The 17,033-nt window shown below is 60.4% G+C and carries 16 protein-coding genes; 2 read left to right on the top strand and 14 right to left on the bottom strand.

All coding sequences use genetic code 11. The features are described 5' to 3' along the window. Nucleotides 1-59 precede the first annotated feature (59 nt). The gene (gene rpsB / locus QP752_RS03935; RefSeq protein ID WP_284804528.1) at nt 60-974 is read right to left on the bottom strand and encodes a 30S ribosomal protein S2; all 915 of its coding nucleotides are present in this window, start codon (nt 972-974) and stop codon (nt 60-62) included. Nucleotides 975-1,282: 308 nt separating this feature from the next. On the opposite strand from rpsB, the gene QP752_RS03930 reads away from it, so the two are divergent. Then, entirely contained in the window at nt 1,283-1,774 is a 492-nt protein-coding gene (locus QP752_RS03930; RefSeq protein WP_143110510.1) for a M23 family metallopeptidase, read from the top strand. 4 nt (nt 1,775-1,778) lie between these two features. On the opposite strand, the gene QP752_RS03925 is transcribed toward QP752_RS03930, so the two are convergent. The 12 genes from QP752_RS03925 to rpsP all read right to left on the bottom strand — a co-directional run bounded on the left by QP752_RS03925 (nt 1,779) and on the right by rpsP (nt 12,788). Continuing rightward, a complete protein-coding gene (locus QP752_RS03925) occupies nt 1,779-2,684 on the bottom strand; it encodes a tyrosine recombinase XerC (RefSeq protein WP_284804524.1) in 906 nt (301 codons plus the stop codon). A 21-nt stretch (nt 2,685-2,705) separates the two neighbouring features. Continuing rightward, a complete protein-coding gene (locus tag QP752_RS03920) occupies nt 2,706-3,890 on the bottom strand; it encodes a DNA-processing protein DprA (RefSeq protein WP_284804521.1) in 1,185 nt (394 codons plus the stop codon). Continuing rightward, nucleotides 3,887-5,443: a YifB family Mg chelatase-like AAA ATPase gene (locus QP752_RS03915; protein WP_284804519.1), complete on the bottom strand. Its 1,557-nt coding sequence runs from the start codon at nt 5,441-5,443 to the stop codon at nt 3,887-3,889. The genes QP752_RS03920 and QP752_RS03915 overlap by 4 nt, the downstream gene beginning before the upstream one ends. After that, nucleotides 5,430-5,804 carry a YraN family protein gene (locus tag QP752_RS03910; RefSeq protein ID WP_083329535.1) on the bottom strand — a complete coding sequence of 125 codons (375 nt, stop codon included), beginning with the start codon at nt 5,802-5,804 and terminating at the stop codon, nt 5,430-5,432. The genes QP752_RS03915 and QP752_RS03910 overlap by 14 nt, the downstream gene beginning before the upstream one ends. A 142-nt stretch (nt 5,805-5,946) precedes the next feature. Further along, the gene (locus QP752_RS03905) at nt 5,947-6,255 is read right to left on the bottom strand and encodes a DUF2469 domain-containing protein (protein ID WP_070362276.1); all 309 of its coding nucleotides are present in this window, start codon (nt 6,253-6,255) and stop codon (nt 5,947-5,949) included. After that, nucleotides 6,252-6,896 (bottom strand): ribonuclease HII, encoded by a 645-nt coding sequence (locus QP752_RS03900; protein WP_070363483.1) that lies wholly within the window; start codon nt 6,894-6,896, stop codon nt 6,252-6,254. Before QP752_RS03900 ends, QP752_RS03905 begins: the two co-directional genes overlap by 4 nt. A 25-nt stretch (nt 6,897-6,921) precedes the next feature. Further along, nucleotides 6,922-7,611 carry a signal peptidase I gene (gene lepB / locus QP752_RS03895; protein WP_083290932.1) on the bottom strand — a complete coding sequence of 230 codons (690 nt, stop codon included), beginning with the start codon at nt 7,609-7,611 and terminating at the stop codon, nt 6,922-6,924. Nucleotides 7,612-7,730: 119 nt separating this feature from the next. After that, complete coding sequence (rplS, locus tag QP752_RS03890) at nt 7,731-8,078, bottom strand: 50S ribosomal protein L19 (protein ID WP_070362274.1); 348 nt, start codon at nt 8,076-8,078, stop codon at nt 7,731-7,733. Between the two features lie 114 nt (nt 8,079-8,192). After that, on the bottom strand, nt 8,193-10,493 hold the full coding sequence (locus QP752_RS03885; protein ID WP_284804514.1) for a Tex family protein: 2,301 nt from the start codon (nt 10,491-10,493) through the stop codon (nt 8,193-8,195). Nucleotides 10,494-10,510: 17 nt separating this feature from the next. Next, nucleotides 10,511-11,698 (bottom strand): tRNA (guanosine(37)-N1)-methyltransferase TrmD, encoded by a 1,188-nt coding sequence (gene trmD, locus QP752_RS03880; RefSeq protein WP_256005131.1) that lies wholly within the window; start codon nt 11,696-11,698, stop codon nt 10,511-10,513. Next, on the bottom strand, nt 11,691-12,203 hold the full coding sequence (rimM, locus tag QP752_RS03875) for a ribosome maturation factor RimM (protein ID WP_336621659.1): 513 nt from the start codon (nt 12,201-12,203) through the stop codon (nt 11,691-11,693). Before rimM ends, trmD begins: the two co-directional genes overlap by 8 nt. A gap of 90 nt (nt 12,204-12,293) precedes the next feature. Then, entirely contained in the window at nt 12,294-12,788 is a 495-nt protein-coding gene (gene rpsP / locus QP752_RS03870) for a 30S ribosomal protein S16 (RefSeq protein ID WP_070362270.1), read from the bottom strand. A gap of 358 nt (nt 12,789-13,146) precedes the next feature. Here rpsP and QP752_RS03865 point away from each other — a divergent pair, with 358 nt between their 5' ends. Beyond that, a complete protein-coding gene (locus QP752_RS03865; RefSeq protein ID WP_284804508.1) occupies nt 13,147-15,312 on the top strand; it encodes an acyltransferase family protein in 2,166 nt (721 codons plus the stop codon). Between the two features lie 64 nt (nt 15,313-15,376). Here the strand turns inward: QP752_RS03865 and ffh are convergent, their stop codons facing one another. Further along, nucleotides 15,377-16,978, bottom strand: a complete 1,602-nt coding sequence (gene ffh / locus QP752_RS03860) for a signal recognition particle protein (protein WP_284804505.1) — start codon at nt 16,976-16,978, stop codon at nt 15,377-15,379. Nucleotides 16,979-17,033: the final 55 nt, after the last annotated feature.

Below are 17,033 nucleotides of genomic sequence, written 5' to 3'. Positions count from 1 at the left end.
ACGCGGGGTGTCACACTCGCTTATGCAGGATACACGTTTCGCGCGTCCTGCGAGCGGAGTTACTTAGCCTGCTGAGCTTGCTCTGCAGCGCGAACAGCGTGTGGCTGCTCAACTGGTGCAACCTCCTGCGGCGCAGCAGCTTCAGCCTCAGCGGCTGCCTTTGCGGCGTCTGCAGCGGAGACATCAGCGGATGCGGCTGCCTGAGCAGCGGCCTCTGCAACCTCTGCCTGGTGCTTTGCGTCGGTGTCGCCTGCAGCCTCACGTGCGGAAGCCAGCTGACGCTCTTCGCGCTGCTGCTTACCAGCGATGACTGCCTCGCCGATGATGTGGGTCAGGATCTTGACCGCGCCGATGGCGTCGTCGTTACCCGGGATTGGGAAGTTGACGTCGTCCGGATCGCAGTTGGTGTCAAGAACAGCAACAACCGGGATACGCAGCTTCTCTGCCTCGTTGACCGCGATGTGCTCCTTGTTCGTGTCAACAACCCACAGAGCAGAAGGCGCCTTGGTCATGTCAGCGATGCCACCGAGGACACGCTCGAGCTTCTGGCGCTCGCGGGTCAGCATCAGAACTTCCTTCTTGCCGCGACCTGCGTAGCCGTTCTCAGCAGCGTCCATAGCCTGGAGCTCCTTCATACGGGCGATACGCTTGGAAACGGTCTGGAAGTTGGTGAGCATGCCACCGAGCCAGCGGTGCGTTACGTATGGCATACCAACGCGCTGAGCCTCTTCCTGAATAGGCTCCTGCGCCTGCTTCTTCGTACCAACAAACAGGATCGTGCCGCCGTGTGCAACGGTCTCCTTGACGAACTCGAAAGCCTCGTCAATGTAGGTCAGCGTCTGCTGCAAGTCGATGATGTAAATGCCGTTGCGGTCGGTGAAGATGAAGCGACGCATCTTCGGGTTCCAACGACGCGTCTGGTGGCCAAAGTGGACACCTGCGTCGAGGAGTTCGCGCATGGTTACAACTGCCATGGGAATTTCTCCTTTGGAGTAATCTCGTTCGGTTAATGTTCATGTACTGCAAGGGTTTTTATCCCTCGCCCTAGCACCGCACCCGCTCAACACCCTCATACTGTGGGACCAACGCTGAGCTGGCGTTATTCGGCGCGCGTAGTCAACTTCGAAAAGTTGCCTTGCCAAGCATAGTCGACTATCCCTCGATTACCTAATTTGACCTGCACAAACCCTGAGCTTTATCCACAGGCCAGTTTTTCTCCACAGGCTGCATGCCCACAGCCTTGTCCACTACCGCGGTTTCAGGGCTCAATGGCAACATGCACATGTTCACACGCTTACTCGCGGCCATTGCTCCCCTACTTTGCACGTGGTGCTTGGCGCCTCAGGCTCTTGCGTACGTCGACCCCACCACGGGGCTGCCCTACGCAACCCGGATTACACGGCCCGCAGAGATCCCGGAGAAGAACTGGATGCCGGGGCATCGCGGGGTTGATCTTGCGCTACGCGTCGGAGCCACTGTTCTAGCAGCAGACAACGGGACAGTCGCTTTCGTGGGCAAGGTAGCAGGCACACCCATTATCAGTATTGATCACCCAGATGGCATCCGTACGACGTACCAGCCTGTACACGCGCGTGTGCGGCAAGGCGACGAAGTAAAACTCGGCGATGCGATTGGGACGCTGGCACGGCCGACGGGGCCGCAGGCACATCTCCAGGACGGGCTGCACTGGGGCGCACTCATTGCGAAAGACACCTACATCAATCCGCTTTCCCTCTTATCGACGCCCACCATTCGGTTGAAGCCGACCCGTTAGAGGCTCATGCCCTGGGGTGCGCTTGGTTGTAAATCTGCGTGAGCCGCTGTGAGGAGACGTGCGTGTATATCTGCGTGGTTTGCAGGCTAGAGTGCCCGAGCATTTCTTGCACCATTCGTAGGTCGGCGCCGCCTTCAAGCATTTGCGTGGCCGCTGTGTGTCGCAACGAGTGTGGCGTGATACTCGCCTGCCCCGCTTGCAGCCCGGCGCGCTCGACGATTCGGCGAACTTGGCGTTGGTCGATGCGCTTTCCCTGGGTGCCAACGAACAGCGGTTCGGCCCCCGCGTTAGCACTATTGGCGAGGGCTGGCCGGGCGTCGTGAAGCCATGTAGTGAGTGCCTCGTGTGCGTTGTTTCCGAAGGGAACGATGCGTTGTTTGTTGCCTTTGCCTGTGACTTTTGCGGTGTTGGTATGGAAGTCGAGGTCGTCGATGTTGAGGGAGACGAGTTCGCCGACGCGGATTGCGCTGGCGTAGAGCAGTTCGAGGATGGCGGTGTCGCGGATGTCTTCTGGTGTGTCGCCGTGGGGGCGGATGAGTTCCTCGGTAGCGGGGGCGCTGAGCACGGTGGGTAGTTTGCGCTGTTCTTTCGGGGTGCGCAGGCGGGCTGCTTCGTCCTTTGCGATGTAGCCGTGTTGGTAAGCCCAGGTGGAGAAGGCGCGCGCGGATGCGGTGCGGCGCGAGATGGTGGAGCGGGCTTTGCCGGCTTGGACTGCGTCGGCGAGCCAGTGACGTAGAGCGTCGATGGTGAATGCGTTGAGATCTGGTGTGTACGGCGCGAGTGTGGTGAGATCCGATCTGTAGCTCTTGCAGGTCGCCGCGGCGCGGTTTTTGACGTGTTGGCAGTAGTCGATGAAGTCGTCCACCGCGGTGAGAAACTGGGTGGACGACTGATCGTGGCTGCTACTCATGTCCCGTATTGTATCGGTACCTTAGGGTTGGGCTGTGTCGCTTCGTCGCCACAGCTGGCCTTCCCGCTGGATCAGTCCCTTTCCTTGCAGCTCAATGAGCGTGTTGATGGTGACTTGGAGGGATAGCGCGGCGGCACCTGCAATCTCCTCCGCTACAAGCCCGTCGCGATGATGCTTTGGCGCGGCATCGTAGATGCGCATTTCGGTGCGGGTCAGGAGCTGTAGGGGCGAAGCTACATTGTTGTCCGCAAGTTCTTGTTCTGCATCCAGTCCGTTCTCGAGGCAGATCGCCTCGTGGACGTAGGTCGCGTTGAGCACCATCGTAGCCTCCCCCTTATAGATGGCGAGGTTGGTGCCGACAGATCCGGCGGTGGTTATCGGCCCTGGTACTGCGAGCGTCCCGCGTTGGTAGTACTGCGCCCAGCGCAACGTGCTAAGTGCTCCGGAGCGGTAGGCGGCTTCTATTACTAGCGTGGCCTGTGTGAACCCAGCGACGAGTCGGTTTCGGGTGAGGAAGCGGTGTCGCTCAGGGGCCATGCCAGGGCTGTATTCGGTGATGATCGCTCCCCCTGCCGCCACGATGCGATCAAATAGCTGTTTGTGGCGCCTCGGGTAGGTGACACCCGGCCCGCATGCGGCGAACACCACAGTTGGCAGTCCCGCCTCGAGGGCCGCATCGTGGGCTGCCGCATCAATACCGAGTGCACCGCCGGAGACGATGGTGTATCCCCAGCGCTTCAGTCCGTGCACGATGTCACGGGTGGCTGAATGCCCATATGCGCTCAGCGCTCGTGTGCCCACGATCGCGATCGAGTTTTCCAATAGCTCCGGCAGGTTGGTATTGCCCCGAACCCAGAGGGCGTGTGGCGGAACCCCGTCTGCACGTATCGGAGCACCTTCGCCATCCCAACTCATCTTTGCGCCGAGATTGAAGGAGTCATAAATCCGTTCGCGAGGCCACTCGGGCGATTCCGGTGTGATAAGTGTGTACCCATGCTCCGCTGCAGTAGCTAGGTCTTCTGCTGGCTGGTCCCAGGTGTATCTCGCATCGGTGTCGGCGGCGAGGTCACCGAGCCAGGGCGCTCGTGTGCGCACGCCTTCGGCGATTTCGTCAGCGGTATAGCCTTCGTTTCGCAGTGCCCATAGCGCCGTCGACGGACCCTCGATGACACGGTTGAGGTAGGCCCATGATTCAAGCGCGCTCATGCCGATACCTCCTCACGTGCTGAAAGCAAGGTCTGGTCGTCTCGAAGATCGACGGCCTCAGCGACGTGCCCGAGGTGGGGGCATTGTGCGCCAGTGAGATCCGCCAAAGTCCACGACAATTTCAGGATGCGGTCGATACCGCGCTGGCTGACCTCCCCGCGCGCAAGCATCGAGGAGAGGAACATCATCGCGGAATCTTCCGCCGGGAAGTATCGACGCAGCCACGGCCCCGGCACGCGCGCATTCGTCAACGCCCCGTTCGTGTGTTCCTCGCACGTCCGCCACCGATGTGCCGCACGGTCCCGTGCCTCTGCCACACGCTGGGCGATGGCCGTGGAAGACTCTGCCCCGTTTGGGTTCAGCACGGCGTTATCCAGCGAAGTCCTGCAGACAATGTCCAGGCGGTCCCTCAGCGGACCCGAAATACTTCGCGCATACCGCGCACGCTGCGCCCCGGAGCACCGACAGCGGTTCGCTGGTTTTCCACACGGGCATGGATTCATCGCGAGGATGAGCTGGAAGTCGGCTGGAAAGATGACGTCGCGGTTGCTGCGTCGCAGGCGCACCTCGCCTTTCTCCAGGGGAATGCGCAACGCATCGAGGGTAGCGGGCGCGATCTCAGATGCTTCGTCGAGAAACAGCACACCGTTATGGGCTTGGCTGACCGCGCCGGGGCGAGGAATCCCGCTGCCTCCCCCGATGAGTTGTGCCTTGGACAGCGACGGGTCCGGCGCGATGAAGGGGCGGTGCGCAATCAGCTCTCCCCCGGCGATCCCGGCAGCTGCGTGAATCGCTGTGGACGTGACCATTTCTTCGACGTCCATTGCGGGGAGGATGGATGGGAGACGCTCTGCAAGCATGGACTTGCCGGAGCCGGGTGGTCCGATCATAAGCATGTGATGCGCACCGGCTGCGGCGACTTCCATAATCCTGCGCTCGGGGCCTTGCCCTGCGATGTCTGCAAAGTCCGGCTGTCGTCCTTGCTCAATGCTTGGCGCACCCGCGGAAGCCACTTCAAGCACCTCTTCCCCGACCAGCCACGCCCACATCTGCGCCAGCGAGTCCGCCAGCACGATGTCTCCGCGTGACACGAGCTGTGCCTGCTGCTCGTTCGCGCGCGGAACCACAATGCGGTCAATTCCGCCCTCCTGAACAAGCAGCTCCTGGGCCGCCAGCAGCATCGGCAGCACTTCCGGTACAGGCCGCAAGCTGCCATCCAGCGCCAACTCTCCTACAAAGAATGTTCGCGATAGTGCCTGTTGAGCGCGTGGATCTAGGCTCCCCATCACCGCCAACGCAATCGGCAAGTCAAACTGCGAACCAGCCTTCGGCAGGTGCGCCGGCGACAGCGACACCATCGCCTTCGTCTTCGGCCACGGCAGTGAACTATTACGGCAGGCGGTACGGATTCGCTCGCGGGATTCTTTCACGGCAGCATCGGCGAGCCCAACAATATGCATTCCTGGTAACCCTGGCCCGACGTTGGCCTCCACGCGTACGATGCGCGCCCGAATGCCCTCAACCGTGGCACTCAACGTACTAGCAAGCGGCATCTTCGACCCCCATGATGAACTCAAACTCGAAGCCGTCCTCGTGATACATCGCCTCCACGACGTCGAACCGGACTTCGTAGAACCCCTCAGTGCTGCGCAACCACTCTGCAGCCGCGTTACGCATTGCCATCATCTTCTTCGCGTGCACCGCCTCAACCGAACCAAACCCCGGTAAACGACGAGTTTTCACCTCTACGAACACCACGGTGCCGTAAGAGTCCTGCATAATCAGGTCAATCTCACCATGCCGTAATCGCACCCGCCTGCCAAGGCACGTGTAGCCCAACGCTAAATACTCCTCCAGTACGGCATCTTCCCCTAGACGGCCAAGCTGGTACTGGTCCATGCACGGTTTCTGCATAACTTCGTTCCCTTCTTCACATCCTTGTTCGTTTGCACACCTCCAGACGCACCAGAGGCGTAAGTGTTTAGACGCAAAAACCCCTCCCGCGGTTCCTTACAGGCAACACGCGGGAGGGGCGGAGGGGACGTCGAAACGCAGACTACGAATTAGGGAACGTGATGTCCGGCTTGTCTAGCTCCTCGATATTGACATCCTTGTACGTAATTACGCGGACGTAGCGCACAAAACGCACCGCGCGGTACATGTCCCACACCCAACAATCCGACATACGGACCTCGTAGTACACATCGTTGCCGTCTTTGTGCGGGATCAACTCGACAGCATTCGCAAGGTAGAAACGACGCTCCGTCTCCACAACAAACGAGAACTGGCTCGCGACGTCGCGATACTCGCGATACAGCGACAGCTCGACGTCAGCCTCGTAATTGTCCAGATCCTCAGCACTCATGCGGTGCCCCCTTCGTAAATCTCAACGGCAGTTCTCACGTTGGCATAACTATAACGATGTTGCGGCGTCGCCCCGTGGCGGCGCACCGCATCCATGTGCGCCTTCGTGCCATACCCCTTGTGGCGCTCCAAGCCATACCCCGGGTACTGCTCCGCGTAGCCATCGAGGAGATGGTCGCGGCTCACTTTGGCTAGCACACTGGCGGCGGCGATGCACCGGGCACTCGCGTCACCGCCGATAATCGGCAGTTGTGGTACGGGCAAACCCGCGATATGGAAGGCGTCGACAAGCGCGTACCGCGCCTCCGTCTCTAGCTGCGCAACTGCGCGCCGGGCCCCGTCAATGTTGGCATGCTGCACCCCGCGGTGATCAATCTCGCTGGCGGGCACGTGCACGATGGAGTATGCGAGCGCGTGCTGGCAAATGATGTCAAAGAGTGCTTCTCGACGCTTCGCCGTCAACTGCTTGGAATCCGTCAACCCCTCAAGTTGCCGTATCGGCTGCGGTGGTAGCACGCACGCGGCGACTGTCAGTGGCCCGAAGCAGGCGCCCCGGCCGGCCTCGTCAACCCCGACGACTGGTCCGAGCCCTGCTTTTTCGAGCGCCACCTCGTACGTCCGAAGCTGCTTCAAACGACGCACCACAGCTCACACACCAAGCGTAGGGCTACTGCTGGATCGCAGGGTCGTCGACGCCACCAAAACGCTGGAGTGGGAACACAATCGCAAGAACTTTTCCGCGAAGGTTCTCCTCCGGGATCGTGCCCTGGTACTCATCACCAAGGTGGTAGCGCGAATCAGCGGAATTCGTGCGGTTATCACCCATCATGAAGTAGTTCCCATCAGGGACAGTTACCGGGCCGAAGTAGTTCCCACCGCAAGCGTCGGACCCAGTCTCAGGATCCACCGGGTAGTAGTTCGGCTGCAGCGTATACGACTGGTCGATCGGCTTGCCGTCCACCATCACCGCCGGATCCCCCTCCTGGCAGGACACCGTCTGGCCACCCTTCGCGATGATGCGCTTGACCAACGTGTTCTCATCCTTCGGCACCAGCCCCACCCAGGAGGACACCTCCTGCAGACCGGCAATGGCCGGATTGTCGGAGCGGTTAGTGACGAAGCCGGTATTCCACGAGTCAGTCCCCTTAAACACGACGACGTCACCCGGCTCCGGATCGGAGAAGTAGTAGGACACCTTCTCCACGAAGATGCGATCACCCTTGCCGTCCTGCCCATGCAACGTCGGCTCCATCGACGCAGAAGGAATCACATAGAGGCGGCCAATGAATGTCTGAATAATGAAGATGAACACCAAGGTGAGTACAACGACCATCGGGATTTCGATGTACCACGGCATGGATTTTTCTTCAGATGCGCTCTTTTCGTTCACCCGCAACACTCTAGCAGCGCAACAAAACACCCCGCACCTTACGAAGCGTAAGTGTGCGGGGTGCTGCGCAAGAAACGGGTATGCGCTTAGCGGCGCTCCTTGATGCGGGCAGCCTTGCCGCGCAGGTCGCGCATGTAGTACAGCTTCGCGCGACGTACGTCACCCTTGCGGACGACCTCAATCTTCTCCAGGTTCGGGGAGTGTACCGGGAAGGTACGCTCAACACCGATACCGAAGGAAACCTTGCGGACCGTGAACGTCTCACGGATGCCGTCACCCTGACGACGAACGACGAAGCCAGTGAAGACCTGGGTACGGGTGACCGAACCCTCGATAACCTTGACGTGTACGTCGAGGGTATCGCCCGGACGGAAGTCAGGGATATCGTCACGCAGCTGGCCTGCGTCTACAAGATCAATAATGCCGTTGCTCATTGAAGCAATCCTTTACGTTTCTGAACAGAGGACCCTAGCGGCTTTTTCCACAGGTGGACGCTCGGCTGGTTCATGTCGCTTACAATAACCCGCACGATTCTACATGCGAGCACGTCACTTCCCAAATCCGGCACGCTTGAGTGCATCCGCCATCGAACCGCCCTGCGGCGCACCTCCAGCGCGACCTCGCTGGCGCTTCCCACCCTGACGGCTCGGCTTCTGCTGCGGCTTCTTCCCGCGTGAAGACTCACGCTTCTGTTCGCTCCCCGGCTCATCATCCAGGCGCAGCGTGAGGCTAATTCGCTGGCGCTGCACGTCCACCTCGAGGACCTTCACCTTCACCACTTCACCCGAGCGCACGACCTCGTGCGGGTCCTTCACAAAAGAATGGCTCATCGCAGACACGTGCACGAGGCCATCCTGGTGCACGCCGACGTCCACAAACGCGCCGAATGCGGCGACGTTGGTGACCGTCCCTTCCAGAATCATGCCCGGCTGGAGGTCAGACACCTTGTGTACGCCTTCTTTAAAAGTGGCCGTCTTAAACTCCGGACGCGGATCCCGTCCTGGTTTTTCCAACTCGGCAAAGATATCCGTGATGGTTGGGACGCCGAAGGTGTCGTCGGCAAAGTCCTGCGGACGTAGACCCGACAGCACTCTGCTGTTACCAACGAGTGCCGCAGTGTCCACCCCAGATTGCTGAGCGATGCGCTCCACAACGGGGTAGGCCTCCGGGTGCACAGCGGAGCCATCAAGCGGATTCTCTCCACCTTGGATGCGTAGGAAGCCGGCCGACTGCTCGAAGGCTTTCGGCCCAAGGCGTGGCACCTTCTTCAGCTCCTTGCGCGAAGCGAACACGCCATGTTCATCGCGGTAGGCAACGATGTTCTTCGCGATCGTCGGTGTCACGCCAGCAACTCGCTCCAGCAGTGGCACCGACGCCGTATTGACGTCCACCCCGACCGAGTTCACTGCGTCCTCCACCACGGCGTCCAGCGACTGCGCGAGCGCCGTCTGGTTGACGTCGTGCTGGTACTGCCCCACGCCAATCGACTTTGGGTCGACCTTGACCAGTTCCGCAAGTGGATCCTGGAGGCGTCGACCAATCGAGACCGCGGAACGCAGTGACACATCCATGTCCGGAAACTCCTGAGCCGCGATTTCCGAAGCCGAGTACACCGACGCACCCGATTCCGACACCACCACCGGAACAGGCCTGCGCCCGCCCGCTGCTGCGATCATGTCCGCGACCTCTCGTGCAAGCTTCTCCGTCTCCCGCGACGCCGTGCCGTTACCAATCGCGATGAGCTCCACGCCGTGTTCCGCCACGGTGGTCGCGAGCACCTGCACCGCCTGCTGCCATTGGTTCTGCGGTTGGTGTGGGTAGACGATCGCGGTTGCGAGCACCTTCCCCGTGCCATCTACGGTCGCTGTTTTTACACCGTTCCTGTAACCCGGATCCAGCGCCAGGGTCGCGCGTTGACCGGCAGGAGCGGCCAGCAGCACATCGCGAAGATTCGTACTGAAGACGTCCAGAGCCGCCTCATCCGCGCGCTCCTTCAGACGCATCCGTGTATCCAAGTTAGAAGAGACCTGCAGCTTTGTCTTCCATGCCCACCGCACGGCCTTCGCCAACCACGGGCTCTTTTCACAGTTAAGGTCGAAACGGTTCGCGATCATCCCCTCGTACGCCGCGTCATCTCCGGCGTCCAAATCCAGCGAAAGCACGCCTTCCTGCTCGCCTCGCAGCAGCGCTAAAATGCGGTGCGACGGCAACGAGGCGAATGGCTCGCTGAAGTCGAAATAGTCTCGGAACTTCGCACCCTCGTTCTCCTTGCCTTCGACGACGCTCGAACGCATCGTTCCGGACTCGTACACCTTGTCGCGGACCTCACCGACGAGATCCGCATCGGTGGCAATCCTGTCAACCAAGATCGCGCGGGCACCGTCCAGCACCGCTTTCGTGTCGGCGAACCCCTCACAGACATAGCTTGCCGCCTCAGCCTCGGCGTCGGCCGAAGGGGCGTCAATAAGCAACTCTACGAGCGGCTCGAGACCGGCCTCACGCGCGATATCCGCCTTGGTCTTCCTGCGCTTCTTATACGGCAGGTAGAGATCCTCGACGCGCGCCTTCGTATCCGCACCCATGATGAGCGCCTTGAGCTCATCAGTGAGTTTGCCCTGCTCCTCGATCGCCTCAATGACCGAAGCCTTGCGCTCCTCAAGCTCGATCAAATACGCATTGCGCTGCTCAATGTGGCGCAGCTGTGTGTCATCCAAGCCACCGGTAGCTTCCTTCCGGTAGCGAGAAATGAATGGGACCGTATTCCCCTCTGCCAACAGTTGCAGCGCAGCCTCAACGTGGCGTGGCGCTACCTGGAGTTCCGATGCAATGGTCTCAGCAATGAACGTCATTCCGGACATTCTAATGCTTATGCGTTCCCATCCACGAGGCGGGTCGATCCGTACCAGTAGGTGCCTCTGGGCAGGCCTGCGACCACCGCTTGCGTCGCAGCGTCCAGCTCGAGCGCGGTGCGGCCGCGCACCTCGAGCCTGCACAAAGACTCAAGAGGCGGATGCCCCTCCTTCAACAGGTAATCGGTCTCAAGAATCGACTCATCCTCGCAGTGCGGGCCGATCGGCTCCAGTGAGATTTTGGGCTCGCGGTAACCAGCCTTGCGCAACGCACGGGCCAAAGACTTGCGCGCCTTCGGCCAGCGCTTCTCGTCGACGAGCACCTGCATTGCCGTCACGACGTCGCGGCCGTACAGCGCAAACTCGTCATCCTCATCGAGCTCGGCGGCGTCCAATAGCTCCGGGCGGACTTGCTGCGTGCGCAGCAGCGATGCATCACGTCGGTAGCGCTCCACCTTGGCGTGATCACCCGAAAAGAGCACGTCAGGGGCACCGATCCCGCGCCACGTTCGTGGCTTCGTATAGCTGGGGCCCTCGAGCAGCCCGTCAGAAAAGCTATCGTCCTCGTGGCTCTGCGTATTGCCCAGCACCCCGGGGATCAGACGGGTGACGGCCTCCGCGATCACCAACGTAGCCACCTCCCCGCCGATTAGCACGTAATCGCCGATAGAGACCTCGCGCACCCGGTACCGCTGCTGGGCGTCAACAAAGACTCGCTGGTCAATACCCTCGTAGCGGCCACAAGCAAACACGATGTGGGACTCGCGCGACCACGCCTGCGCATCCTGCTGCGTAAACGGAGATCCCGCCGGAGTAGGCACAATCAGCAGTGGTTGCTCAGCAGACTCGCCTTCGCGGACATCACTAACTTCATACGGCCGTGGCGCGACGGCGTGGACCTCATCGTGGCGGGCCTTGTCATTGCGGTGCGGTGCGGCGGAACGCAACCCTTCGCCTTCGTTGCCAGCTGCCACGGCATCAAGCGCCTCACCCCACACATCCGGGCGCATCACCATACCAGGCCCGCCGCCGAGCGGAGGGGCGTCGACAGACTTATGTACACCAAGCCCCCACTGTCGAAGATCATGCACGCGGACGCTCACAATCCCCTGCTCAATCGCCTTGCCCAACAACGCGTGGCGCAGTGGCTCAAGGTATTCGGGGAAAATGGTGACAATGTCGAGCCTCAAGGTGTGCCTAGACATCGAGCAAACCCTCAGGCGGGGTGATGGACAGGAAGCCATTCTCCAGATCTACTTCGGGCACAATATCGCTCACGAACGGCACGAGGACCTCACGGCCGTCGTACTCAACCTCCAGAATCTGGCGCCCAGGCGTATGCATCACACCTGTGACCTGCCCGATCTGCTCCCCATCAAGACGCACGTTCAGTCCAATCAATTCGTGATCGTAGAACTCATCCGGGTCCGCGTCCTCCCCGCGTTCAAGCGGCGCCGCGAAGAACTTCAGCCCTCGCAGCCCCTCAGCGGCGGTACGGTCCGGCACCTCTTCGAAGCTGAGCAACAGGCGTCCTTTGTGCGGGCGGGCAGTCGCAACGGTGAGTTCAACTTCCTTCCCCGTTTGCGTACCGCGCAGCTTGCTGCCCACCGCGAAGCGAACCTCGGGCTGGTCCGTGTGCACTTCCACCGCGACTTCGCCCTTAATACCGTGAGTCTTCACGACCCGACCAATCAGTAGCTCCATGCTCAATTACCCTACTTTTCGACGCCCACTTCGCAAACAAAAAACGGCACGCCCTCCGACCACACGGATCGGGAACGTGCCGTTGCGAGGTTCGGATTAGTCCTCGGACTCCTCAGCCGGGGACTCCTCTTCAGCGGACTCCGCAGCCTCAGCAGCTGCAGCTGCCTCAGCCTCTGCGGCAGCCTTGGCCTCAGCCTCTTCCTTCGCCTTCTTGCGCTTCTCGGTGATCGCTTCAGCGGTCGGGCCGTTGTTGGCCTCCTCGAGAGCCTTGTTGAACAGGTCAAGCTTGGATGGCTTCTCCTCAGCAACCTTGAGGGTGCCCTCAGCACCGTCGAGGCCCTTGTGCTTCTGCCAGTCGCCGGTAATCTTCAGCAGAGCGAGCACAGGCTCGGTCGGCTGCGCACCAACGCCGAGCCAGTACTGAGCACGCTCGGAGTCGATCTTGATGAGGGAAGGCTCCTGCTTCGGGTGGTAGATACCGATGTTCTCGACAACCTTGCCATCACGACGAGCCTTCGCATCAGCGATAACAACACGGTACTGCGCGTTACGGATCTTACCGACGCGCTGCAGCTTAATCTTTACAGCCATGAAAATCTTCCTTTACGGTCACCGGGCAGTACAGACACCCGCCAACACGATAGGCGGGCCGGTTCAACCCTTCTTCTTTACCCTGCGCGTGACTGGTTGGGCGACATCGCGCATCTCTGCACGTGACGGGTCCAACGCGAACGCAGTTTGGTCCTGTTCAAAACCTGCATACACAGATAATCAACCTGAAAGAGGTTACCCCATAGCGAACCAATTCCCAAACAGGACTTGTTATCTAGGCAGATAGTTACCATTTGCCTGCCTGTTGCGGGTATCGTCTTTTCAGTTGCCCGCCGAAAAATAGCATGAAGCGTAATGAGGGCGCGAAACAATCTGAGAGTACACGAGGTTTTTCAGCATGCCTGCACCGAGCACGAAACGCTCAACCGCATACCGCGTCGACCTTGACGGGCTTCGAGGCTTTGCTATCGCACTAGTCGTCTTGTTCCACGTCTACGTCGGCCGAGTCTCAGGCGGCGTCGACGTCTTCCTGCTGCTGTCTGGGTACTTCTTCCTCGGCGGCCAGATCCGCTACGCAATGCGCCCAAACCCAAGCCTCAACCCCTGGTGGCCACTGTGGCGCACTATTCGACGCCTCGTTCCAGCACTTGCGCTCACTGTCCTGGCAACCATGCTTGGCGTGATGCTGCTCGCCCCCGAACTCATGGGCGTGGAACTCTCCAAGCAGTTCACCGCCTCCATGCTGTACTACCAAAACTGGGAGCTGATCGCCCAAGATGCGGATTATGCGGCGGCAAGCCAGGACACGTCTCCGCTGCAACACCTGTGGTCAATGAGTGTGCAGGGCCAGTTCTACGTTTTCGCCATTTTGTTGGGGACGCTGCTGGCCTTCCTGATCTGGAAGTGCAAAGTTCCGGCTATCATTGCCAAGCGAGGCGCGATCACGCTGCTCGCCATTATCACCGTTGCTTCGTTCGCATACGCTGCGCGCTTCGGCTTCGTCGGTACGGGCCAGAACTACTACTCCACCTTCTCCCGTGCGTGGGAGCTCGCGCTCGGTGGGTTGCTTGCCTTCGTGCCAACCAGCCGTTTCCTGCCACAGCGCACAGCCGCGTGGACTGCGGGCCTTGGCGTTGTGATGATTTCGATTACCGGCATCGTCGTCACCACTTCACTCGCGTTCCCCGGCCCTGTCACGCTGCTGCCACTCACTGGCGCCGCGCTGATTGTCATGAGTGGCAACCAGAACTCGGTCTCAAACATTCTGGCGTCGAAGCCGATGACGTGGCTAGGCAGCATCGCCTATTCCCTCTATCTTTGGCACTGGCCGTTGCTCATCATTGTCACTCTTGCTGGAGGGTTCGGGACTCCTCCGTGGTGGGTTGGCACCCTCGTCATCGCGGTTTCGCTCGGACTCGCACACGTCACACACCTGCTGGTAGAAGACCCGCTGCGTCAACACCGAAAGCGCCCGCAATCGACCGATACCCCGATTATCGACGCCCGCTCGACGCTGCGCACCCGCACCGGCGTTGTCCGCGCAGGCGGCGGCGTGCTGGTTTCCGTGCTCGTTGCCACTATTTTTGCAATCCAACCGCTTTGGAATCAGCGCATCGAGGACGCAGACCGCGATCTTCCGGAGGACCTTTACCCGGGCGCCCTCGCCATTGCTGGTGCTGAAGTCCCAGACGTCAAGCCACAGCCCGATCCGGCCCTGATTGCGGGCATCTACCCACCTATCGGCGTAGACGAGTGCATGATCATGATCCCCCAGCCGGCAACGGACATGCCTCGTCCCGACTGCCAGTACGGCGACCTCGAGTCCGACGTCACTGTAGTGATGACCGGCGGGTCCCACATCGAGCCGTACGTCGTGCCCCTCGACAAGCTCGGGAAAGAGCACCACTTCCGGGTCATTCCGTACGTCCGGCAGGAGTGCCCGATTGTCATCGGCGGTGCCGACAGAGACGAGTTCGTCAGCGATGTATGTGCTCAATGGTCGGAGCTTGCGTTCCAGAACATCGTCGAAATGAACCCGGACCTGGTGATTTCAAACTCCACACGCCCCGAGGGCCACGCGGGCGGTGCAGCGTTTTCCACGGACAAGGTCCCCGACGCCTACGCGAACCTGTGGCAGAACTTCGCCTACTACGGCATCCCGTTCGTTGGTTTGCGCGATAACCCATGGATGTTCACCCCAGAAGGCGATCCTATGGACCCGAACCTCTGCATCGTTGCTGGCGCCTCCGAACGCGACTGCTCAGCACTGCGCAGCACAATCTACGGGCCCGAGGACCCAGCAACCTCGTACCTCTTGCCCGAGAATCACCAGTGGTCCATCGATACCGCTGACTGGTTCTGCGACGACAAGTTTTGCCCGCCACAGCGTGGCAACGTGTACATCTACCGCGACCAGAACCACATCTCGAACGCCTACGCAGCAACGCTCGCTCCGCTTCTGTGGGCTGAGCTGATGCCTATCTTCGAAGAGCTAGGCCTGCTCCCGGGGCCCGCCACGGATCCCACACCGAGCTTGGAGATGGACGCACCCGCTACGCAGTAGCGTGCGAGCACGATAGCAAAGGGCCGGTACGGATGCCCGTACCGGCCCTTCAGTGTTTTGCTGACTACTTCTTCTTGCCCATGCGCTTCATCGCTGCGCCGAAGTCAAGATTGTTGAGGTCAAGCCCCTCCATACCTGGAGGAAGTTGTTCCTGCATCTTCTGCAGATCCTCCATGCCAGGCATTCCCGGCATCTGTGGCATGCCCGGCATCTTCGGGCCTCCACCACGGCGCTTCGCGGGCTTGCGTTTCCCGTTCTTGCCCCTGCGTCCCTTGGGCTTCTTCTTTGTCGCGGAGCGTCCGCCACCCATGCCCGGCATTCCTGGTAGGCCGAACTGGTTGGCCATCGCGCCCATCATCTTTTTCGCTTCGAAGAAGCGCTCCACGAGCTGGTTCACGTCAGACACTTTCACGCCAGAACCTGCCGCGATGCGCTTCCTGCGCGACGCGTTGAGGATCTTCGGGTTCTCACGCTCCTCGGGCGTCATACCGCGGATGATGGCTTGGATGCGGTCGAGTTGCTTCTCGTCGACCATGTCCGCCATCTGGTTCATCTGCTTGCCACCGGGCATCATCTTCAGCAGATTCCCGATCGGGCCCATGCGGCGGATCATGAGCATCTGGTTCAGGAAGTCTTCAAGCGTGAGCTCACCGGTGCCGAGGCGGCTGGCTGCTTCCTCAGCCTCTTTCTGATCAAAGACGGTTTCCGCCTGCTCAATGAGCGAAAGCAGATCGCCCATGCCGAGGATACGACTCGACATACGCTCCGGGTGGAAGACATCAAAGTCATCGAGCTTCTCACCTGTGGACGCGAACAGGATCGGCTTGCCGGTGACTTCGCGAATGGACAGAGCTGCACCACCGCGAGCGTCACCGTCGAGCTTCGTCAGCACGACGCCGGTGAAATCCACGCCGTCCGCGAAGGCCTGCGCAGTCGTGACCGCGTCCTGACCAATCATCGCATCGATCACAAACAGGACTTCATCAGGCTGGACTGCATCACGGATGTTACGGGCCTGCGTCATCAGTGTTTCGTCAATACCCAAACGGCCCGCGGTATCGATGATCACCACGTCGTGCTTGTTCTGCTTCGCGTGCTCAATACCAGCCTGCGCCACCGCGACAGGGTCGCCGTGGGAAGTGCCCATCTCGTGCTCAAACGAGTCGATGGACGTGCCAGGATCCGGAGCGAACGTTGCAACCTCGGCGCGCTCACCCACAATCTGGAGCTGCTGCACCGCGCCCGGGCGCTGGAGGTCACAGGCCACCAGCAGCGGTGTGTGTCCTTGTTTTGCCAGGTGGCGGGACAGCTTACCTGCCAGGGTGGTCTTACCAGCACCCTGTAGACCTGCCAGCATGATGACGGTCGGCGGTGTCTTTGCAAAGTTGAGGCGTCGAGTCTCTCCGCCCAAAATGGCGGTCAACTCCTGGTCAACAATCTTGACCACTTGCTGTGCCGGGTTCAGCGCCTCTGAAACGTCGGAGCCCAAAGCGCGCTCTTTCACGCGCTTAATGAAGGCGCGTACGACAGTCAGCGAGACGTCAGCCTCCAGCAGCGCGATCCGAATCTCACGTGCTGTGGCGTTAATGTCAGCCTCGGTGAGCTTGCCTTTGCCGCGCAAGCCTCCAAGCGCTGATTGTAAGCGGTCAGACAGTGACTCGAACACAGTGCGTTGCTCCCTTAACTAATTCATTCTTCGGTAATGAGACAGAACGCACCTA

Origin of the sequence: Corynebacterium sp. UMB10321 (assembly GCF_030228725.1) — a bacterium.
Lineage (GTDB): Bacteria > Actinomycetota > Actinomycetes > Mycobacteriales > Mycobacteriaceae > Corynebacterium > Corynebacterium pseudogenitalium.
The sequence above is the reverse complement of the archived record's forward strand: the minus strand, read 5'-3'. Positions and strand labels throughout refer to the sequence as shown.